The 20,791-nt window shown below is 68.1% G+C and carries 18 protein-coding genes; 13 read left to right on the forward strand and 5 right to left on the reverse strand.

Going from position 1 to position 20,791, the window contains the following annotated elements:
* Positions 1 to 239, forward strand: a 239-nt coding sequence (locus ACO1BU_RS19715) for a hypothetical protein (protein ID WP_424137674.1), incomplete at its 5' end; no start/stop codon positions are given.
* The gene (locus ACO1BU_RS19720) at positions 236 to 1,024 is read left to right on the forward strand and encodes an ImmA/IrrE family metallo-endopeptidase (protein ID WP_424137675.1); all 789 of its coding nucleotides are present in this window, start codon (positions 236 to 238) and stop codon (positions 1,022 to 1,024) included. The genes ACO1BU_RS19715 and ACO1BU_RS19720, both read left to right, overlap by 4 nt.
* Before the next feature lie 287 nt (positions 1,025 to 1,311).
* On the opposite strand, the gene mobF is transcribed toward ACO1BU_RS19720, so the two are convergent.
* Together mobF and ACO1BU_RS19730 are read right to left on the reverse strand one after the other, a co-directional pair.
* The gene (gene mobF / locus ACO1BU_RS19725; protein ID WP_424137676.1) at positions 1,312 to 5,937 is read right to left on the reverse strand and encodes a MobF family relaxase; all 4,626 of its coding nucleotides are present in this window, start codon (positions 5,935 to 5,937) and stop codon (positions 1,312 to 1,314) included.
* A 12-nt stretch (positions 5,938 to 5,949) separates the two neighbouring features.
* On the reverse strand, positions 5,950 to 6,252 hold the full coding sequence (locus ACO1BU_RS19730) for a hypothetical protein (RefSeq protein ID WP_424137677.1): 303 nt from the start codon (positions 6,250 to 6,252) through the stop codon (positions 5,950 to 5,952).
* 346 nt (positions 6,253 to 6,598) lie between these two features.
* Between ACO1BU_RS19730 and ACO1BU_RS19735 the strand changes: the two genes are divergently transcribed.
* The 8 genes from ACO1BU_RS19735 (at position 6,599) to ACO1BU_RS19770 (ending at position 13,034) form a co-directional block, all read left to right on the forward strand.
* Positions 6,599 to 7,096 carry a hypothetical protein gene (locus ACO1BU_RS19735; RefSeq protein WP_424137678.1) on the forward strand — a complete coding sequence of 166 codons (498 nt, stop codon included), beginning with the start codon at positions 6,599 to 6,601 and terminating at the stop codon, positions 7,094 to 7,096.
* 14 nt (positions 7,097 to 7,110) lie between these two features.
* On the forward strand, positions 7,111 to 8,028 hold the full coding sequence (locus ACO1BU_RS19740; RefSeq protein WP_424137679.1) for a DEAD/DEAH box helicase family protein: 918 nt from the start codon (positions 7,111 to 7,113) through the stop codon (positions 8,026 to 8,028).
* Positions 8,025 to 8,621 (forward strand): hypothetical protein, encoded by a 597-nt coding sequence (locus ACO1BU_RS19745; protein WP_424137680.1) that lies wholly within the window; start codon positions 8,025 to 8,027, stop codon positions 8,619 to 8,621. Before ACO1BU_RS19740 ends, ACO1BU_RS19745 begins: the two co-directional genes overlap by 4 nt.
* A gap of 895 nt (positions 8,622 to 9,516) precedes the next feature.
* Complete coding sequence (locus ACO1BU_RS19750) at positions 9,517 to 9,765, forward strand: hypothetical protein (protein ID WP_424137681.1); 249 nt, start codon at positions 9,517 to 9,519, stop codon at positions 9,763 to 9,765.
* Positions 9,766 to 9,916: 151 nt separating this feature from the next.
* On the forward strand, positions 9,917 to 10,168 hold the full coding sequence (locus ACO1BU_RS19755; protein WP_424137682.1) for a hypothetical protein: 252 nt from the start codon (positions 9,917 to 9,919) through the stop codon (positions 10,166 to 10,168).
* The gene (locus tag ACO1BU_RS19760; protein WP_424137683.1) at positions 10,161 to 10,433 is read left to right on the forward strand and encodes a hypothetical protein; all 273 of its coding nucleotides are present in this window, start codon (positions 10,161 to 10,163) and stop codon (positions 10,431 to 10,433) included. The genes ACO1BU_RS19755 and ACO1BU_RS19760 overlap by 8 nt, the downstream gene beginning before the upstream one ends.
* Positions 10,434 to 10,908: 475 nt before the next feature.
* The gene (locus tag ACO1BU_RS19765) at positions 10,909 to 11,832 is read left to right on the forward strand and encodes a tyrosine-type recombinase/integrase (RefSeq protein WP_424137684.1); all 924 of its coding nucleotides are present in this window, start codon (positions 10,909 to 10,911) and stop codon (positions 11,830 to 11,832) included.
* Between the two features lie 5 nt (positions 11,833 to 11,837).
* Positions 11,838 to 13,034 carry an IS91 family transposase gene (locus ACO1BU_RS19770; protein WP_424137685.1) on the forward strand — a complete coding sequence of 399 codons (1,197 nt, stop codon included), beginning with the start codon at positions 11,838 to 11,840 and terminating at the stop codon, positions 13,032 to 13,034.
* A gap of 579 nt (positions 13,035 to 13,613) precedes the next feature.
* Here ACO1BU_RS19770 and ACO1BU_RS19775 read toward each other — a convergent pair.
* On the reverse strand, positions 13,614 to 14,021 hold the full coding sequence (locus ACO1BU_RS19775; protein WP_481133224.1) for a hypothetical protein: 408 nt from the start codon (positions 14,019 to 14,021) through the stop codon (positions 13,614 to 13,616).
* A gap of 951 nt (positions 14,022 to 14,972) precedes the next feature.
* Here ACO1BU_RS19775 and ACO1BU_RS19780 point away from each other — a divergent pair.
* Together ACO1BU_RS19780 and ACO1BU_RS19785 are read left to right on the forward strand one after the other, a co-directional pair.
* Positions 14,973 to 16,034, forward strand: a complete 1,062-nt coding sequence (locus ACO1BU_RS19780; RefSeq protein ID WP_424137686.1) for a hypothetical protein — start codon at positions 14,973 to 14,975, stop codon at positions 16,032 to 16,034.
* A gap of 405 nt (positions 16,035 to 16,439) precedes the next feature.
* Complete coding sequence (locus ACO1BU_RS19785) at positions 16,440 to 16,667, forward strand: cation transporter dimerization domain-containing protein (protein WP_424137687.1); 228 nt, start codon at positions 16,440 to 16,442, stop codon at positions 16,665 to 16,667.
* A 7-nt stretch (positions 16,668 to 16,674) separates the two neighbouring features.
* Here ACO1BU_RS19785 and ACO1BU_RS19790 read toward each other — a convergent pair whose 3' ends face one another.
* Positions 16,675 to 16,827, reverse strand: coding sequence for a MerR family transcriptional regulator (locus ACO1BU_RS19790; RefSeq protein WP_424137688.1), 153 nt, complete (start codon positions 16,825 to 16,827; stop codon positions 16,675 to 16,677).
* A 60-nt stretch (positions 16,828 to 16,887) separates the two neighbouring features.
* The gene (locus ACO1BU_RS19795; RefSeq protein WP_424137689.1) at positions 16,888 to 17,127 is read right to left on the reverse strand and encodes a MerR family transcriptional regulator; all 240 of its coding nucleotides are present in this window, start codon (positions 17,125 to 17,127) and stop codon (positions 16,888 to 16,890) included.
* 806 nt (positions 17,128 to 17,933) lie between these two features.
* Here ACO1BU_RS19795 and ACO1BU_RS19800 point away from each other — a divergent pair.
* Positions 17,934 to 19,796: a pectate lyase family protein gene (locus tag ACO1BU_RS19800; protein ID WP_424137690.1), complete on the forward strand. Its 1,863-nt coding sequence runs from the start codon at positions 17,934 to 17,936 to the stop codon at positions 19,794 to 19,796.
* Positions 19,797 to 20,791 lie beyond the last annotated feature (995 nt).

A 20,791-nucleotide genomic window follows, 5' to 3' on the forward strand; every position in this document is an offset into this window, starting at 1 on the left:
GGATGGCGGCCGCGAAGGCGGCGGCTGCCGAGTATCGTTCCACAGCGCCTCGCGGGCGCATTCCACAGCTGCAGGGAGGCGCCTTTGCGAGCCGCGTGGCGAATGACGCAGGCAACGCCCGCAAGCTGACGATGGCGGCGCGCAATGGCGGGAAACAATCCGAACGCGATCTGAAAGGTGTCGAGGAGGATTTCGCCGAACTTAATGCTCTCCTCGAGGACGAAGGAAAAGAACGTTGAATGCGCTTTCACCGGCCGAAAAGGTGCTCCTATACCTCGGGGTTACCGAGCCGGAGGAGATCGACCTCGACGCGATTGCTTGGCAAATGGGCGTTGTAAAGGTGAAGTACCGGGAGCTGGACGGCTGCGAGGCACGCATCGTCGGAGTCGGCGACAAGGCGATCATCACTGTCGACGAACGTCCCATCCCGCAGCGGAAGCGGTTCTCGGTGGCCCACGAACTCGGGCATTGGCACTTCCACCGCGGCAAGACCCTGCTCTGCCGCTGCGAGGACATCGGAGACAAAAGGGGGGCACAGGACATCGAGAGGTCGGCAAACCGCTTCGCTGCGGACCTTCTGCTCCCTCCTTACCTCCTGACGCCCTTGGCGCGCCGCCAGCCTCAGCTCACGGTGAAGGTGCTGCGGGAGTTGGCTGGTCGTTTCGGCGCAAGCTTGTCGGCCACTGCTATCCGGCTAGTGGAAGCCGGGCACAGCCCTTCGATGCTCGTCTGCCATGGGCTCCGCGGTAGGAGGTGGTTTACCAAGTCACCGGATGTGCCTTCGCGTTGGTTTCCGCGTTCAGAGCTGGACGCAGAGAGCTTCGCCTTCGACCTGCTCCACGGACACGGCGCTGAGCAGGCATTTCCCAGGAAAATCGGAGCCGAGGCGTGGTTCGATCGGCCAGAGGCCCAGCGGTACGAGGTTCAGGAGCAGTCCTTCAAGGTCGCCGACGGAGAAATAGTAACCATCCTCTGCATCAGGGATGAGGAGATGCTTGAGGAACGTGAAGGACATTGGCGTTGAGCAATCAGGGCGTTCAAGCCAGCAAAGTGTCCCCGTTGGGAATGGAAAAGCGGCTTTAACTCATCCTTACCACGATCCAATAAGCTCGACAGATTCCGAAATCACCTGTCAGAGCCACGCCCACGTTCCACCTATTGCTTAGGGAAGCGGACGGACAGTCCCCGGCTAAACGCTGCCGGACGCCAGCTGCTCCCTTCGGATGATAAACTCTGAATGTCCGCTTTTAAAGGTGCACCAGCTAGTACTGCACAACCAGCCAACTTCTGCAAACCAATCATTCTCGGCGGTCACATGCGCGGGCCACGTGGGCGCACTTCCTGCGCCTCTCTCCTACTCCCCGCGGCGGTCAGCTCAAGCCGATCCGCCGCCACCCTTTGTAGTTGATCCAGTGCACTCCGCACCGCCGCAGTGACGGGCTGATGCCCCTGATGCCGCGCTAGGTCGTTCCAGTCGCTACCCCGGTCGCCAGCCGGGAAGGATGGCAGAACGGCGACACCGCCCACTGCCACCGCAGCAGCCTCGGCCTTCTCCTTCCCCACGTTCGGTAGCGGCACCGACCGCGTCGGTAGGTGGTGGTCGTTGTCGCCCGCGATGATGATGGGCCGCGACGGATCGGCCGCCCGGTACGCCTTCGCTACGGCAGCTAAGTTCCCGGCGTTAAAGGCGACGGCCACCGGCAGGCCGGTCGCCTCGTGCAGCGTCGCCCCCGTGGCGTAGCCCTCGGCTACCAGCAGCGGCACGCCCGGCCTTGGGCGCCCGCCTATCAGTGCGTGCCCGCCCTCGGTCCTGGCGCCTTTCAGGAACAGCTTGGACCCGTCCACGTCCACCCGCTGCACCCCCCAAAGCCGCCCGTCCACCCCCTGTACCGGCACCAGCAGCCGGCCGCGCCGGTCCTGCCGCAGCCCGTGCGCCTGCACCCCCTTCGCCGCGAGGTAGGGGTGCGAGGTCGCCGGCACCGCCGCGGCCCAGAGCCGGTGCGCCATTTTTGCCACCCGCTCCTGGGTTGCGTGACGCTCCCGCGCCCGATCTGCGGACCTGACTGCCGCCTCGGCCGCGAACGCCGCCCGCTCGGCCGGCGCCATCTGCACCACGGGCCGCTCCGCCTTCCAGCGGATCTCGGCTCCGGTCTTGTGGTTGCGGATGTAGCCGGCCGGCCACCCGTCCAGATGACCGATGTAAGTTCCCGACTTCTGCCCCTTCCGGTCCCCCTCCACGGGAACCCGGTGCATCTTGCCGTTCATCTCCACCGGCCCAGCGACGCGTAACCCAGCCCGGTGCAGAGCCACGGCGAAGTCCCCCGCGGCGTCGGCCTCGGTGAAGCGCGGCGCCGCGCGCCGCCCCAGAGCTGCGGCAGCTCGCAGGGCAGGCGCGGGCGTGGGGGCGGCCTGGGTGAGCTCTACCGGGCGGGCGGGGGCCTGCGCCTCGTCGCGGCCCTGGCGCGGCTCCTGGGCCGCCTGGGCGGGCCTCTGACCCCTGCCCCGCCCCATCCCGGCCAGCACCGCCCCGCGCTCGTCCAGGGCTAGCGCCAAGCGATCCGCGACGGCTGCCACGGCGCCCTCCTCGCGCCTGCGCTGCGCTGCTCGCCGCACGCTCGGTCGTAGCGACCCGTCCTTTCCCACCGCCGTGCGCCGCCAGTAGGCCGCTGCGTTTACCGGCTGCGCCTGATCGGCCTGCTTCGGCTGGGACGCCCGGTGCCGCTCTGTCGCCGCCCGGCTGCGCGCCTGGTTGTCCGCCGCGCGGTCGCGTACCGCCTTGACCTCGCTCTCGGCCGGCCGGCGTTCCTCGCGCTCACTGTCCTGCAGGACGGTCCCGCCGGCCCGCCGCAGCCGGTCGGCCAGCTCGCGCACCGCCTGCCAGCGGGCATCGAGCGCCCGCTGCAGCCGCTCCACCGCTTGGCCCAGCACCCGGCCATCGCGCCGTTCGCGGAGCTGCGCCCCCAGTGTCGCCCGCGGCTCGCCGGCCGCTTCCCGCGCCTCTGCCCGCCGAAACCCGGCCTGCATGGCATGCGCCGCGGTACGGCCGATGTCGCGGGCACGGTCCATGAAGTCGAGCGCCGACGCCTTCGCCGGCTGCCGCGCCAGGTTCCGCGCCACGTTCTCCCATACGTCCGCCGCGGTGACGGGGCGCACATCGCCCAGCGCCCGGCGCACCATCACCTCGCGACGCTCTGCCCCGTCCGACGTGATGAGCCAGGCGGAATCCTTGTGCCGGCTCTCGGCCGTGTAGCCCTTAAAACCCTGCACCCCCGCGGAGCCGGCCGGCATGGCGTTGATGTGCTCGCGGCTGGTGATCCCCTGCGCCGCGTCGATGGTCAGCACGTCGCCCGGCGCCAAGCGCGTGCGTCCGCTCTTTTTGTCCGCCAGGCTCTCCCACGACACCGCGCCGTCGCGGCCTGCGGCCGTCCGCAGCACGATCCCCTCCGCGTTCACATCGCGAACCTCGAGCACGCTGCCGTTGTTGCCGATGTTGCCTCGGCCGCCGTCGAGGAACCGGGCGTTGAGGCGGTCGAACAGCCGCACGCGGTCACCGGGTGCCAAGGTGAGATTGTAGGTGGCCCCGGCCTGGTCGGTGGCCCGAACGGTGAACACGTCCGCCCCCAGCTCGCCCATGGCCCGACGTTCCTCACGCAGAGCCAGGGCCACGGCGCGGGCATCGGCGTTGGTCGGCGCCGTGACGCTGATCGTGAACCCGGCGTCCCCGGCATTCGCCTCGCGCCGCTGCCGCCACAGCTCGGCCACCCGGCGCACGGCGTCGTCGTAGCCGCCCGGCACCGCCTCGGCCGTGCCATCCGCGCGCTTCATGGCCAGCGCCTCGGTCGCCTTGCCGTCGCGGAACAGCCCGGCGATCTCGCGCTCCCGCTCCGTGCGCTGCCGGCGTGTAGTCAGGATCTCAGGCACCGCCTCGGCGCCCAGCGCCCGGCGCATGAGGTTGACTACCGGCCCGGCCTCAATGCCCTGGCATTGCTTGTCGTCGCCCACGGCGACGATGCGGAAGCCGTGTTCCGCACGCAGCCGCAGCAGTTCCAGCATTTGCCGGGCGCCCACCTGCCCCAGCTCGTCCACCACCACCACCGTCTGCGGCCCGACCGAGAGGCGACCGGCACGAACCCCATGCAGGAAGCCCGTCAGCGCTGCGACGTCCCCTACTCCGGCCTCCTTCAGCGGCTCGGCCTGGCGCCAGGCGATCGCCACGCCGAGGACCTGATCCCCCTGGGCCTTCCAGGCATCCACCAGCGGGCGCAGCAGGGCGGTCTTGCCCGACCCGGCCACGCCCACCGCCACGCCCACGGCGCCACCCGTGCCGAGGCGCAGCATCGCCGCGTGCTGGGCCTTCCCGTGGTCGTCACCAAAGTCCAAGCCACTGCGCTCCACCGCGGCGGCCAAGGCGGCGGGGGACAGGGCGCGGCCGCGATCCGCCGCGGCAGCCTTGGCCAGCGCCACGGCCTCGCCCTCCTGGGCGACGTGCAGTGCCGTCGTCACCCGCACCTCGTCGCGCTCACCTTCGCGGCCCCACACTAGCCCCGTGAGCTGGCCGTCCTGACGCACCCCGCGCTCGCGCATGGCCCGCGTCAGGGCGTCCACGTCCGCCCGCCCGCCCTCCGCGCCCGGCGTGATGCCGGCGGCAATCAGGGCGCGGGCCGCCGCGGCCCGCAGATCCGCCCCGTTGAGGACCGAGGCGCGGGAGAACTCGGCTTCGAGGAAGGGCAACGCCGCTTCGTAGGCGGCTTCCAGGCGGGCGGCCCGGCTCTGCTCCCGTGGCGCCTCGGCGCCACGGCGTCGCGGCACCACGACGCTACGGTGCTCCCAGCCGATTGCCGCGGCCTGGCCGCGCCAGGCGGCGAAGTCGCTGAGGTCGTCCTCCTTGTTCTTGCGGGCCGCCTTCGTGCCGCCCTTGAGGAAGTCTACCTGCATGTCCGGCGTCATGGCGTCCCAATCGAGGCCGCGCTTGGCTGCCTCCGCCCGCGCCGCCTCGGTGCCGTCGCGGGTGCGTTTGCTGAATGCCTCGCAGACCGCCTCCGAGATGGCTGGTAGCCTGGCCATGCCGGTGCGTTCCTCCAGCTCAACCGCTACCCCGACGCGCCGCAGGTTCGCGGCGATCTGCGCCTGGTAGAATGCGCCGAACTCGTGGATGCGCCCGTGGGCGGCCTTGAGGTCCAGAGCGCCAAGGTGCCCGCCATCCGTCAGGACCAGGTTGGGCACCGCGCAATGAGTGTGGAGCTGCGGGTCGCCGGCCCCGGAGGGGTCACGATCGGGCCGTAGGGTGTGCAGCTCAGTCGTCACCTCGCCGGTCTTGGGGTCGGGCCGCTTCACCTCGGCGGTCGCCCGCGCCGTGAAGTGCTCGAAGCCAATCCACGCGACGTGCCCGGCCTCGGTGCCGCCCATGCCGGCCTTGCCGCGACGGACTTGGCCGATCTCGCGGGACACGTAGCGCAGGGAGGTGTCCACCGCGTCGCGGTGCGCCTGGAGAATGGTCGCCCGCTCGGCCTCAGTCGGAGCAAAGGCCCATGCCAGGCTGACGCTCTTGGGGGCGGAGAAGCACAGGTCGATGTAGCTGACGCTGCGCGTGGTCGCGGCCTCGTTCGTCACCAGCTCGCCCCCGTCCGCGCGCCGGCCGGCGAGGATCTGGCTCACCTGTTCGACGGTCGGGATGCCGTGCGGGTCGATCCCCAGCGCCGATGCCAGGCCGGGATGCATGTCCCGCCGCGGCTGCGGCCGGGTGCCTCGGCGCGGCGCTTCCGGTCCCGGCTCGCCGTCCGGTCCCTTCCCGGCCCCCAGCTCGGCCGCCCGGTTCCGGGTGTAATAGTCGCCCATCGCCACGGCCTCGGGCGATAGCGTCTCCTCCATCAGGTGATCGGCCATGGCCCGTGCGCCGCCTGCGACGGTGGTGGCTGCGCCCTTGCGAAAGGTCAGCACCAGACGGACCTGCTACTGCGGCGACGCCAGCCCCGGCCGCTGGCCGGCAGGGCTCTCGTCATCGTCCACCGACCTACCGCTGGCAGCAGCCTCGATGCGGTGAAGGACCTCGGTCTGCTCGTCCAGGCGCTGCACGATCTGCGTCAGCAGCCCCGGCAGGGGGCTCTCGCCGGCTTCCTCGGTCGCCGCTTCCATGATCGCCTGCAGCATCTCGGTATGGGTTGCCTGCGTCTCCACCATCATCCGCAACCCCTGGGTCAACGTTTCAACGGTGTCCCGGAGGCGGGTTAGCTCGGCGGTGATGGCGTCTGACAAAGCGGCGTCCTCGACTTCAGTGGCCGGACACGACCTAAACATCTCCAACGGGGATGAGACCAGCACCTTCTAGGGTGCAATGGTCTGTAGTGACCTTCTCTACTCCCCTCCTCCCGTCTCTTGTGTCCTACTTGTCTCTTCCTTGTGCCTCCCTCGTCTCCTCGGGAGGCAATTCTGTCTATTCCTGTTCGCCTTTGTCCCTTCAATGTGGCTTCAATGTCCCTTTTATGTGTCTTAGACGTCTCTTAGCGGTGTCGAACCTGTGCCTTATACGTATCTAATTGGGAACGCGGGGTTGCACCTATGGGCTCCCTTGGGCCAAGATTCCGAGCAGTTGCAACTACGGATGACCGGCTTGGCGGACCCTTCCACCCCACCCGCGACCAAGACGGCGCAGGAGGCATTCGGCCAGCTCTCGGGCCGCTCCCCCCTGCTCGGCTGGATGCGCCAGCACCACGCCTTGATCACCGAGCGGATGAACACGGTTCGGCCGAGTTGGGACAGCATTGCCCGCACCCTGGCCGAGCTGGGCATCCGTGATGCCAACGGCGAGCCGCCAAAAACGGAAGCGGTGCGCCGGGCCTACCACCGCGTCACAGGCGCCCTGAACGCTAAGGGACAGCGACGGCGACGGTCCAAGGCGGAAATGGCCACGGCGAAGGCTGGAGCTTCCCGCACGCCCGCAACCGCTCCCACAGCCGCCCCAACGCCTCCGCCGCCCGTCGCGCCTCCTGCCGCCGTGGCGGCACCTCCTCCCCCACCAGCTCGCCCAGCCTTTAATCCGGCCGAAGGCGCCTTCGATCCGAAGCCGCCTCCCCGGTTCAAGCCGGCGTCCCTGAAATGACCAGAGTACCAGCCATGAAGAACGCCCCGACCGCCGCGCCCCAGCCCGACCCCTCCCCCACACCCAGCCCCCGCCTGTTCGGCCGCGCCCGCTCCATCGAGGGCGAGAAGGAGATCCCGGTCGGACCGGCCGCCCGCTCTCGCGATGCCGCCGCTGCGGTCCTGCCCATCGTCCCGGCCGTGGACCTGGGTGACGGTCCCAAGGCGCTGTTCGTCATGGGGCCGGGCCGCAGCGGCAAGACCACGCTGCTGCGCTACATCTTGGAGGAGGCCCGCCCGGGGAAGCCTGCGCCCATCGCCGCGGCACTCGATCCGCAGAACCGGTCGCTCGCCACCTTCGTCAACGACGTGGCGCAGCCCGACACGACCGATCCCACCGGCGTCGCCCGCTGGGCGGAAGAACTGCTCGGCTTCGTCATGGCCGAGAAGCAAAGCGCCCTGCTCGACATGGGCGGCGGTGACCTGAGTATGGGCAAGCTCCTGGAGGACGTGCCCGACCTGGCCGGCAGTCTGGAGGAGGCCGGCGTGCATCCGGTCGCGATCTACACCCTGTCCCCGCGCGTCGATGATCTGAGCGTGTTGGCCGGCTACGAGGCGCAGGGCTTCCAGCCCAAGGCCACGGCGCTGATCCTCAACGCCGGTCTGGCCGATCCCACGGTGCCGCGCGAGGACGCCTTCGCCCGCGTGCTGCGGCACAGCGCCTTCCGGGCCGCCGTAGACCGCGGGGCGGTTCCGATCTGGATGCCGCGGCTGGATGCGGGCGTTGCGGCCGAGATCGAAGGCAAGCGGCTCCGCTTCGGCCAGGCCCGCGACGGCCAGGCCCCGGCCGACCAGCCCGGCGCCATTCTCGGCCCCTTCGACCGCTCGCGCGTCCGCAAGTGGATGGCGGACATGGCTGCGGCCCTGCTGCCGATCCGCTCGTGGATCCCGTGAGCGCGACGGCCGCGGCGCCTTCCGACCCGCGCGCGGCCATTGGCCGCGCGCGCGCCGATCTGCGCCTCGCGGCCTCGAAGGCGCAGCTTGAAGGCGATCCGCTCGGCCCGGTCCTCGACGCTTTCGGGGCCAGCCTCGGCGCCATGGGCGAGGTGCTGGACCACGCGGAGGCCAGCCGACAGCCGATGGACGCCTCGGCGCGGGCGGAGATGACGCGCCAGCTCGTGCAGGCGTGCCGAGCCGACTTCGTGCGCCAGGCCGGCGCGCAGTCCCGGCGCTTGGCCGTGCTGTCGGGCTTCGGAGCAGCGGTACTGCTGCTGGGGGCGCTTGGCGGCGGCTACCTGTGGGGAAGATCCACGGAGACAGCGGAAGTGCGCGAGGCCACGAGCATCATCCGCGCCGCGCTGTCGGACGGATCGGCCTCGGCGCGGGTCTGGGCCGACGCCATCCGTCGCAATGACCTCGTGCGTCTATTGGCACGCTGCGAGGGGCGGGCGGTTTGGGCCGACGCCGCCGGCCGGCGTGCCTGCGCCGTGCCGCTATGGCTGGACGAGGCGCCGCCCCCGGCGGCGCCGGCTGCGCCGCGCTCCTGATGGCAACGCTTCTCCGGCGGGTAATTCGCGGAGCGGGCTCCGCACTTGGCACCGCTGCTTGGCTGCTGCTGGCCCCGCTGCTCTACCTGGCGCGGGGACCGGCGAGGGGCCTGCTGGCCGTGCTGGGCCCTCTCGTCATCGCGTGCGCCTTCGGAGGACTCTTGGGGGTCCGCTCCGCACTCGACGCCGGGCAACCGCTCTGGGAACCCCTCGGCATGATCTGGGGTGGGACTATCGGGGCGCTCTGCCTCAGGCTGCGGGCCCACATCCCTCGAATGTGGAATGATTGTGACTGACAAGCGCAAAGGTGCCTTGCGTCTTATGAGAGCTGAGCGCGGACGGCTTGACGGTCAGCCCCGGCCGCGGCGCCTGGGCTGGGGCCGTTCCTCAAGGTCGTGGCTGGACACCTGCACGCCATGCTTCGCCAGTGCCTCCGCAATCACGCGCCGCTGCGTCGTGTCCCTTGGCGATCGCGAAGCGGGCCAGGGCTTCCAAAGTGCCTTCGGTCATCCGGACCGACAGGACAGCCGGCTTGTCGTCGCCCTGACGCTGGACGATAGCCGGCGGCTGCTGCAGTGCGGCCTTGACAGCCGCCCGTAGCATCTCAACGGGGAAATGGCCGGCGCCGGCCTAGTGCTCTTCAGGCCCTTCAACGGTACGGCTCCTGTGTCTTTACGGCATGCGCCTTTGCGCCTTTGCGCCTTTGCGTCATGCGACCTGGCGCTTGGCGTCTTTTTCTTTCCAGCTGCTAAGAGGCTTGACCGGCAGCCACCCCGTTTCCCCAGCTTGTCCACCAGGGCTGCCGCCTCTGCTCCCACCTTCCCATCCAAGACGTGTCGTGTTTGATTACTTTTTTAATTGAACAACCATCATGGGCGTTCCCCAGGAATCCAGCATGTCGAACAGCCCCAGCCCAGACACGGCGGCCAGTGGCACCCCGGTCAAGCGCCGCCCTGGCCGCCCAGCCGGCGGCGACATGGCGCAACTGACGCTCCGCATCCCACGCGCGCACCTGCTCGCGCTCACGAAGGAAAGCGCCCGCCGCTCGGTTGAGACGGGCCGCAACATCACGCCGCAAGCCATCATCGCTAGCATGATCGCGGCCAGCATTGCTGCCAGGGACGAGAACGCGCCGGCCACGTAGCGGCCCGGCGCCACCGCAACAGGCGAAATCACGGATCTGTTACTATTAACTTAGTTTTTTAATTTAAAAATATTGACCCGGGAAGAGGTAAGGGGTAATGTCCCTTTCAGCTGAGGCGCTTCGCTTCGGCGGTTAGAGCAAGGCGCTCCCAATGACCTTCTTCCGTGCTTCCCGTTCCTTCGGTTCCACCCACGCCTCCATGGGCGCCAGCCCGCTGTCTGACAGCGAGCTGATGCAGCTCGCCCCGTCCGCTTTTGCGACCGAGGCCCATTCGTCCCGCTCCGCGCGTTACGCCTACATCCCGACCGCGGAGGTAATTGCAGGCCTGCGACGCGAGGGCTTCGCCCCCGTGCTGGGCGCGACGGTTGAACGTCGGGCAAGCCGCGGTGCGGCAGATGGCTAACGGGCGGCACCAAATCCGCGACGACTTCGGGGCTTGGCTGGAAGGGCTGGCCGCGGTCCATGCGCCACTGTCGCCCGAACTGCGCGAGTTCTCCGACAAGATGGGGTGCGACCGAGGGGAGTGGGTGCGCTACCCCCGCGGCATCCGCCCACTGTCCGACGACGAGGCGGCGGCATTGCGCCGCGTCGCGGAAGCGCACGCCGCGGCGCCGTGGCCGCCGGGCTGGCGAGGCGGCAGCGCAGAGGATGACAACACGGAGACGTGATGATGTCCAACTGCTTCTGCGGGTGCTGGCGCTGCTGGACATGCCGCAACGGGGCTTCGCCCGCCCACTGAACCGCCCCTAGGACACGCGGCGCTGTGACGACGATCCCAGCGACGTGGCAGCGTGGCTGGAAGCCCTGGCGGCCTTCATGGCGGCGCATCCGCTACTGGTGCGGGCTGCTGAGCCTTCACCTCGCGCCGAAGCGGCCTAACGGCTCGCGACCAACCGCCCTGCCTTCCCGGCCGGCTTCGCCGGCCTGCCGTTCTCCAGCCCTGACAGGCTAACGCCGCCCCTGCCTCAGTGCGAACTCCGCTGTTCACAGTCCGGACGGCCGAGTTTGGCCGAGGAACGAACCCGCTATCGCGGGATTGGTCCTGTTTGCACTGACGCGATGCCGCGCCGATAGACGGGCATGAATTGAGCGGGCCCAGGCCCGAGCCGACGCTGGGAGCTCCCCGATCTCGAGGAGCTCCCCATGCCCCACCTCCCTCCCGCCACCTCCGGCAGCCTGCGTGAGCGCTTCGTCGCTGACATGGCCGTGCGCGGGTTCACCGATAAGACCTGCAAGGATTACCTCCGCACTGTCGCGGGCTTTGCCGCTTTCCTGGAGCGCTCGCCCGGCACAGCGACGGCCGAGGACATCCGGCGGTTCCAGATCCGGCAGTCCAAGCAGGGCCTGCATGCGCCGGCCATGAACAGCACCGTGGCGGCCCTGCGCTTCTTCTTCAACCACACGCTCGACCGGCCGGACCTGGCCCGCAAGCTGATCCGGCTCCGCTACCCGCGCAAGCTCCCGGTCGTGCTCAGCCCTGACGAGGCCGCGCGCCTGATCGCGGCCACGACCTGCCTCAAGCACCGGGCCGCGCTCTCGGTGGCCTATGGTGCCGGCCTGCGCGTGGCCGAGGTGGCGTCGCTCAAGGTCGGCGACATCGACAGCCGGCGCATGCTGATCGTCGTCGAGCGCGGCAAGGGAGGCCGGGGGCGCCAGGCCCTGCTCTCGCCGGCCTTGCTTGCCCTGCTCCGGGCCTGGTGGCAGGAGGGGCGGCGAGAGGGCGTCATGCGTCCCGGCGGCTGGCTGTTCCCCGGCCAGGACCCGGCCAGGCCCATCACCACTCGCCAGCTCGGCCGCGTGGTCGAGGCGGCAGCGGTCGCGGCCGACCTGACCAAGCACGTCAGCCCGCACACGCTGCGGCACAGCTTTGCCACCCACCTGCTCGAGGACGGCGTCGACATCCGCGTCATCCAGGCCCTGCTCGGCCATGCCAAGCTGGAGAACACCGCCCTCTACACCCGCGTCGCGACGAGGACGGTCCGCACCGTCACCAGCCCGCTCGACAGGGTCATGGCCCGCATCGAGCCCCGGGAGACCGTTGGATCCGGAGCCAGTCCCGGCGGCTGACCGCCTTGCGCGCCCCGCTCGAGCTCGCCGACATCCTGCGCCGACACGGTCCCGCCTTTCGGGCGGCCCATGCCGGCCATCTCAGCCTCGGCCAGCTCAAGGTCATGGCGGCCATCGAGGCCTGCCGCACCGCCGCCCTGGGCGGCCACGTCGAGGGCTGCCAGAACTGCGGCCATCGCCGGATCGCCTACAACAGCTGCCGCAACCGGCACTGCCCGAAGTGCCAGGGTGCCGCCGCGCGCGAGTGGCTGGCTGCCCGGGAGGCCGACCTGCTGCCGGTCGGCTATTTCCACGTCGTGTTCAGCCTGCCCGCCGAGGTCGCCGACATCGCGGCCCAGAACAAGGCAGCGGTCTATGACCTGCTGTTCCGCGCGGCCTCCGAGACCATGCTCACCATCGCCACCGACCCGCGCCACCTCGGCGCCCGCATCGGCATCACCGCCGTGCTGCACAGCTGGGGCTCGGCGCTGACCCACCACCCCCACGTCCACATGATCGTGCCCGGCGGCGGCATCTCGCCCGATGGCCGGCGCTGGGTCTCGTCCCGGCCCGCGTTCCTGCTGCCCGTGCGTGTGCTCGGCAAGCTGTTCCGCCGCCTGTTCCTGACCCGGCTGGTCCAGCTGTTCGACGCAGGCCGGCTGCGGTTCTCCGGCACCCAGGCTGGCCTCGCCGAACGACCGGCTTTCCTGCGCCACCTGGCGCCGACCCGCAAAAAGCCCTGGATCGTCTACGCCAAGCCGCCGTTTGCGGGCCCCGCGGCGGTGCTCGCCTACCTGTCGCGCTACACGCACCGGGTCGCCATCTCCAACCGCCGGCTGCTCGCGCTCGACGAGCGCGGGGTGACCTTCCGATACAAGGACTACCGCCGCGAGGGCGCCGAGCGGCACCAGGTCATGACGCTCCAGGCCGACGAGTTCATCCGCCGGTTCCTGTTGCACGTTCTGCCACGGGGCTTTCACCGCATCCGCCACTACGGCCTGCTCGCCAGCGGCAGCCGTCGCGACAACCTTGCCCGGGCCCGCGAACTCCTCGCGGTACCGCCACAACCGCCTGAGCCGGACGTGGCACCCGAGCCCACGGATCATCGGCCGCCCTGTCCTTGCTGTGGCGGCCGCATGCTCATCCTCGAGACCTTCGAGCGCACCGCCCAGCCACGCGCACCGCCGTGGCCCGCCTGCTCACCCGGACGAGGTTCGCCGTGATCCGGCACGGCCTGCGCCACTCCAGGATCGCAGCCCTGCTGCGGTCGATGATGACCCTCGACCATCACCCACCCGAAGGGCCTCAACATGCGCGTCGCGGCGGTGATCGTGCGTCAGAACCCGGCGCGAAACACAACATCGGCTCCCGGCATCACCGCCGCAGCCTGCCCATCACCCTCGCGCAGCTGACCTGCCCAGCCCCGGCCATCCGCTAAATCCCCATACCGAGCGCCACCGGACCGCGGGTTCGTTCCTCGGCGACTTTCGGACGCCTGCGGCATCCGAAACCCTTCACGAAAGCAGCCTGGCCGCCTTCCGGCGATGCACCAGAGAAAGCTGCCATCGAGCGGCGCGAGGACCAGCTCGTGCAGCGAACCTCCATGAAGTCCGTCCTGGCGCCTTGGCAAAGGCCTGTCACGTTGCCTGCTGCGCCGCAGACAACGAGGCAGAGGGTCGTGGTGTCAGTGCGCGACGGGTTCGCCGCACCCGGGTCAGCAGCCATGCCGTGACCGCCAAAGCGACCCCGCATGCCAGGGGCCACGGAAGCTCAGCCCGTGGTCGGCAATGGGTTGGCCCGGCTCATCGGGTAGGCTTCCAGGCGAGCAGGCGTAGGGCGTTCAGCGTCACCAGCAGGGTCGCCCCGGTGTCCGCCAGGATGGCGGGCCACAGGCCCGTCACGCTCAATAGCGTCCTGATAAGGAGGACCGCCTTCAGGCCGACCGCGATGGTCACGTTCGCCTTCACGTTCGCCATGGTGGAGCGGGCAAGGCTGACGAGTTCCGCCACCCCCGAGACACGATCCTTCAGCACGGCGGCGTCGGCAGTCTCCAGCGCGACGTCGGTGCCGCCGCCCATGGCGACACCGGCCGAGGCCGCAGCCAGGGCAGGGGCGTCGTGGATGCCATCGCCCACCATGACGACCGTCCCAACGGACCGCAGGGCTCCGATCTCGCGGAGCTTATCGTCCGGCAGCAGCTCGGCCTTCACGTCGAGCGCTGGTAGAGTGCTCGATGGCGCCCACCATCACCGCGTCGCTCCACGAAGGGTGGTCGCGGCCGGTCAGCATCGTGCGGGCGATGATCCGCGCCGGGGGCAACCGGCTCGCGGTGGCGCCGCCAGCACGTTCGCTGCGTCGCCGGCGGGTGGCCCACTCGCCCACCACCCGCGGGCTGCCGCCAAAGCCTTGGGCCCGTAGCCGACGCGAGAGTTCCGCCCCATTGCGGCAGCCGCCGGATCCGCCACCTCGAGTGAGGCGAGCCATGGTTCGAGGCTGCTGGTTCGGCCGCGGAAGACCTCGTCCTCGGTGTGGCGGAGCACACGTCCCGGACGAGCTTGCGGCTGCGGCCGGTGCTGCGGACCATACCCTTGATCGAGGTGCCCTTAAGGGTCATCGTCCGGATGGTCCTGCTCTCCTCGCGGCGACAAAAGTAGCCCTTGCACTGGAGCCGCTCGGCGGCGCTCAGCAGTTCTGGGTCGATGGTGCCAGTGCCGAGAACCCGGCGGATCGGACCCAGGACGCTCCGCACGGCCCGAGAACTGGCTTGATGTAGCCCTGCAGCTCGCACTTCCGTCCTGCCTGAACTCGCATTCTTGCCGATCCTGGTTGGTCCGGCACCATGACACCCGTGCCGACGTTGTTGTTTTGGGTGCCCCGCTAACAGACCATTCTTCCATGCCGATGCAGAAATGGCCGGGCAGGCTACCCCGCGGCGGACCGTGCCTTGCTGCGGTGGAGTCCGCCGCGGCCTAGGCGGCGCGGAGGTCACCCCGGGCAATAGCTCCCTGCACAGGCAGCTTGCTGTTCCTGGCTCCCATCCCTGATAAAATGCTCGATCCCGAGGGTCTGCCCCATCAGGCCAGCTAGGTATCGTGGATCGAACGCCCGTCGACGAGACGGATCGAATTTCCAACTCCAAGGCTGAAGGCGGGAGCAGAGGCTTGATCGGTGCCAAGCAGGCGCGTGAGCGCGGGCTGAGGTGGAGCAGGACGTTGCGGGCTGAGGCGCTCCAGCACCCCTCCCGCGAGTTCTGGGTTGTTAACGAGTTGGTCGAGTATGACAGCGGCGAGCAAGGCTGGCGGTATTCCCGCGACCGCTTCTCCCGGGGACGTGGCAGTATCGCCCGCTACGCGACAGAGGCGGCCGCCGCTGCCGCGGCTCGTGTGGCGAACGAAGTCATTGAGCGGACTGAGTCGGAGCGCCTGAAGCAGGATAAGGCTGCGCTCCGACGCGGGCGCCTGCTCAGCGAGGAGGTCTTGATGCGGGCAGCGGCCATTGCTCGGCATAAGGATTCACCGCGCGTCCCGCCGGAGCACATCCTGGTTGCTGGCGGCAGGCCCGACCACCTGGAGCGGGTGGTGGCGGCCACTCGGGCGATGCCCTACCTCAGACGGGTGTACTGCACAGGAGTGTGGCCGCCGCGGATTTACCTGTCGGCCGACGGCGCGATCTGGGAACCCGACGCAGAGGGAAAGCAGAAGCCGTGGGCCCGGCCGTCAGCTCGCGCTTCGGAGTTCGCCCGTCGCGCTCAGATCGCCGAGGGGTTCGGCTTCAACGCGGAGGCGAACTGGGGAGCCACCAAGGCAGCCATCCGCAAGATCCTGAAGCCTCGGGCCAACGAGTTGCTGGAGTTGGCAAGCGTTCGTCGCCTCCTGGACGAAGCCATCCGGGACGGCAAGCGAGCCTTCCTTTGGGGTGACGTGGTGTTTTGGTACGAGGAGGAGGCGCTCCGCTGGGACGTGAAGCGGATCGGGCGCGCCAAGGACGCCCAAAGAGGGGACAGCCTGTGGCTCGAGGGGACCATCGTGTCCAAGAACCATGGCCGCATCATCGTGCTGCCGTATCGGAAGCAGGACGGTTCGATGGTGCAGGGACACACCAGGAACGCTCCGGGTGATGAACCGGCGCGGCCACGCCACCCGAGCCAATATGTCGAAATCCCCTTTTCAAAGTTGGACGGCGACCTGATGGCAGGGCTGCATGGCGAACTACCTTACGAGTAGGTGCCGCTGAACAGCAGGAAAGGCTCAGCGTTCAACGACAGAAAGCATTGGAAGGGCATGCGGGTGGGCCGCCGGGTCGGTAACACCTGGGCTGCGGGATGGATCGGGCTCAGCCTCATAGCGACAGGTCTGGGGCATCCCGCTTTAGCACCTGTTCTTCGCCTGACTTCGGCGACACTCCGGCGCCTGCTTGACCCGGACGGTTCGCTTCGGGCTCTACAGCATCGCCCTCGGCGAAGTGGTGCTGGTGGCCAGGTTTGCGCCTAGCGGGTTACGAGCGGCGTCGCGCTCTACTCGGGCGCTGCAGAGCATCGTGAACGTCGCCGTGGCCTGCTCGGCGGCGCCCGCCCGGCTGCGCGGACTCATCTCCGCGCGGACGGTGGGCGCTATTGAGGCCCATAACCTGTGCGTAGGTCAGGTCGGGGGGTCGCCTGCGTGGAATGCCACATCGTCCTGCCCGGCAACCGCCCGCTTGGCGAGGCTCATGTTATCGTGGAGCGCGTGGAGAGGGCACTGCGGAACGAACTTTCGAGTCCAGCCGCGGCCATACACCTGCGCCGGAGCGCGGGATCCGGCAGCGCGGCGCCCGCGTCATTTGATCACGTCGTGCGCGACCGGGCCGCCTCGAGCTGACAACGCATCAGCCCCCGTGGGAGGCGTTTTCCCCATATCCATGGGCTGGGTCCGCGCAGTGCCCGTGCCCGAAGTCGGCCAGCGTCTCGATGATGCGGCATTCCCCGGCATGGCCGCCCGCGCAGTTACGAGCCATCCGCTCCAGCTCCAGCCTTCTCATCCGGGCGTCAACCTCAGCGATCTGCGCAGTGGCGATGGCGTGTGCCGCCGAGCAGTCATCTCAGGGCTGGTCCGCCAGATCCAGCAACCGGATGTCGGCCATGGAAAAGCCGAGCTCGCGGGAATGGCGGATGAAACCCAGTCGCCGGACATGAGTATCCCCGTAAGCCCGGTGGCCACCCTCGGTTCGAGCGGGGGGAGGAAGCCATCCCTCGACCTCGTACCACCTGATGGTTGCTGGCTTGACCCCCGTCCACCGGGAAAGGTCGCCGATGGTCATATGCCGCAGGGTGCGCTCCATGAAGTATTAGATGGTGCTCGAGAACCCGATCTAAATGGACTGGGCTCACGGCGGCGATGGGCGCGCCGGGCGAGAACTTCTCTAGGTTGCAGCAGGCCCGCCCAGGATCTCCCCCGCCAAACAGCACGGGACCCGAGATCGGAACCTAGACCTACCAGAGCCCTGCATTCACCCCGTCCATGAAGCGGGTTCCTCGGCCCATTCCGCCCAGAGCTGCGAATCTGGCCGTGCGGAACATGCCCGCACACCGCGCTCCCGCAGCTAGCGCACACCTGTGCACCGCACATTCCGTCAGAAGCATCCTGACGAGGTGCCCTGGCACTCTGAGAGCGCCTGACGAGAGACGGCCGCTCGCGCCGTGGGCCTGGGGCTTCCAGCATTTCTACCACGCCGAAGTGCCTCTTGGCGCAAGGCAGCAGCTTGCGGCTGACAAGCCCGGCGAGCGGTCGACACGCCCAATCACGCCAGGAATTATATTGCGGGCATGTAAACCTGCGCCTTTATTCCTAAAACCTGCGGTTGCAATCATCAACTTTTCGCGATCTAGGCGTCGCCTCACGATAAAGTGTGATTTGAGTTGCGGCAGGGTCGCTGTGGCTGATACTCAGAATCCCAGCAGCGTTGATGACTATCCCTCAAATAAGTCCCTGAAGCGAATGTAATGCGGCCAGATATATTTCTGGCCACAAAGTACATGCTCGCCAGGTCTACTTGGGGATTATTCAGTTCAACGGCGAATCGGGCTACGGCCCTCACCGCTAAGCATCGCGCGGCCGGTTCCGCGCCAAATGGGGACTGATTTCACCATGACCGATCAGGTTCACGGCTTTGCCTCCATGAATGGCGGCACCACCGGCGGCGCGGGCGGCGCAATCGTTACCGTTATGACCGGAAAGGAACTTCTCGCGGCCATCGAGAAGGCGGCGGACTCGCCGCTGACCATCGTCGTAAAGGGTGAGATCACCACCGCCAACACCGGCGCGGACGTCATCACACTCAACGACGTCCACAACCTCTCCATCGTCGGAGCCGGGAACGGCGGCGAATTCGACGGCATCGGCTTCCAGGTGAAGGGCGCCTCCTCCAACCTGATCTTCCAAAACCTCGTCATCCACGACGTGGCCAGCGGCCCCAAGGATGCGCTCGGCATCGAGGGCGGCTCCCACAATATTTGGGTGGATCACAACGAGTTCTACAGCTCTATGGCCGCCGACAAGGACTACTACGACGGTCTGCTCGATATGAAGCGCGGCGTGGAATACGTCACCGTTTCGAACAACGTGTTCCGGGACCACCACAAGGTCTCGCTCAACGGCTATTCTGATGACGATCAGGGCGGCCGCTATGTCACCTACGACGGCAACATGTTCGAGAACATCGGCTCCCGCGCGCCCAGCGTCCGCGACGGCGAGGTCCATGTGTATGAAAACTACTACAAGGACGTGGAGGTCTCCGCGATCAACCTGCGCATGGGCGCCGAGGGCCTGATCCAGAACAACGTCTTCGAGAACGCCCACAACCCTATCGTCAGCGTAGACAGCGACGAAATCGGCTACTGGAACCTCAGCGGCAACGTGTTCGACAACGTCACCTGGGGCAAGGTCGGCAGTGGCGAGGCCACCGCCGCTGACGGTAAGTCCACCACGGACTACACCGTGCCTTACAAGTACACGCTGGAGGCGGCCTCAACGGTGAAGGCGTCGGTCACGAGCAACGCCGGTGCCGGGATGCACGGCGCCTCGACCGACACGGACACTTCGGTCCCCACTGTCCCGACCACACCCACTACCCCTGTCACCCCCAAACCCCCAGTTGTTACCACCCCCAGCACGCCCACCACTCCTTCCGAACCTGGCTCTGGCGGCACCGATGCTCCCTCCGGCCTCAAGGCCACTGGCTCCGCTGACACCCTAACCGGCACGAGCGGCAACGACACCATCGACGGCCTCGGCGGCAAGGACGCCATCTCCGGCGGCGACGGCCATGACAAGCTCATCGGCGGCACCGGCGACGACACCCTCGACGGCGGCAACGGCAACGACACCCTCACCGGCGACAACGGCAACGACACCCTCAAGGGCGGCGCTGGCAATGACACCCTCACCGGCGGTGAAGGCAAGGACAAGCTCGACGGCGGCGCTGGCGTCGATACCCTCCTCGGCGGCGAGGGCGACGACACCCTCGCGGGGGGCGCGGACAGTGACACCCTGGATGGCGGTGCCGGTAAGGACACCCTCGACGGCGGGCTCGGCAGCGATACCCTCCTCGGGGGCGAAGGCAAGGACACACTTATCGGCGGCGACGGCAACGACCGCCTCGTCGGCGGCCTTGAGAGCGACAAGATGAGCGGCGGTGCGGGCAACGACACCTTCGTCTTCTCCAACCTCTTCGACTCCAAGACTGGCAGTGGACGTGACCTCATCCTCGACTTTGGGAACGGTGACGTCATCGACCTGTCCGCCCTCGATGCCCGCGCCAATGCCGCCGGTGACCAGGCCTTCTCCTTCATCGGCAACAAGGCCTTCTCCCACACCGCCGGGGAACTCCACACGGTCCAGTCAGGCGGCAATACCCTCATCGAGGGTGATGTGACCGGCGACGGCAAGGCTGACTTCCAGATCCAGCTGACCGGCTATCACACGATGGCGGCAAGCGACTTCATCCTGTAAGGCCGGAGCATGACCCGGACCGGTTCTCACGAGATCCAGGTCCGGGGTGAAGCAGCGGCATCCTGTTGGGCGGCACCATCCGGGATGGCGCCGCCCCTCCCTCTGCGTGCTCTGAACGGACCGAAGTCCCGACCGGTCCGGGCGGTGTCCTCTCCGCAAGACCCTCATACCCGGCAGTTTGGCTCGGCTTCGCCCAATGAGTTCAGACGGGAGGGCGGGCCCGGTCGGTGATACCTCCGAATCCGGCGACCGCTTGTGGGGCGGGCAATGGATACAAAGACGATCCTGTAGCCGCTGACGCTGCTCCGGCACGTTGTGCCGGAGTGCAATGAACTTGTCCGAGAGGGATCCACTTCAGGCGATGCCCCATAGGAGCCGCGTACTTTACGCGGCGCTGAGTGCAGCGCGACCCGAGCCGTTGCCGCTTCTGACACTTGCCCAACTCGTATGGCAGGACGGGGTGCGGCCAGCCGAGCCAAATGCGGCGCTTCGAGTGCAGATCGACCGGCTGCGCCAGGGGCTGAGCAGATCGGCGATTCAAGAGGATGTGGAGTACGTTTGACGCGAGGGCGCCCCTCCTGGCTGGCGCCTTACCCTCGGCCCTCGACTCAGGGGTGCCACGATAGGCCAAGCATAGCCTGGCATGGCCAGGCACCGCATATCCTGCGGCATGCCCCTTTAGGACCGCCAAGCCTCAAGCCGCCTTTCCTTGCTTCGTTCTCGGACTGGTCAGGACGCCGGGACTTGGCCCCACAACATGGTTCGCGCCGCAAGTGGCTAGGATACAACACACCGTCCGTGAACGCCCCACGCCGCGGTGGAAGCTGGGATGATGCACAGCGATTCAAGTTCCAGTGTTTTTCCGGATCGTAATGTTGCAGTCGTGCCGCAACACCGTTGTAGAAATGTTTAGTTACGTGATATCTGGGAATATGGTCTTCCACTATAACACTTGATGCTGACGAGGTGGGCGAAGTAAACGCCGAGCACACTAT

Origin of the sequence: Roseomonas chloroacetimidivorans (genome assembly GCF_049629625.1) — a bacterium.
Classification (GTDB): domain Bacteria; phylum Pseudomonadota; class Alphaproteobacteria; order Acetobacterales; family Acetobacteraceae; genus Roseomonas; species Roseomonas chloroacetimidivorans.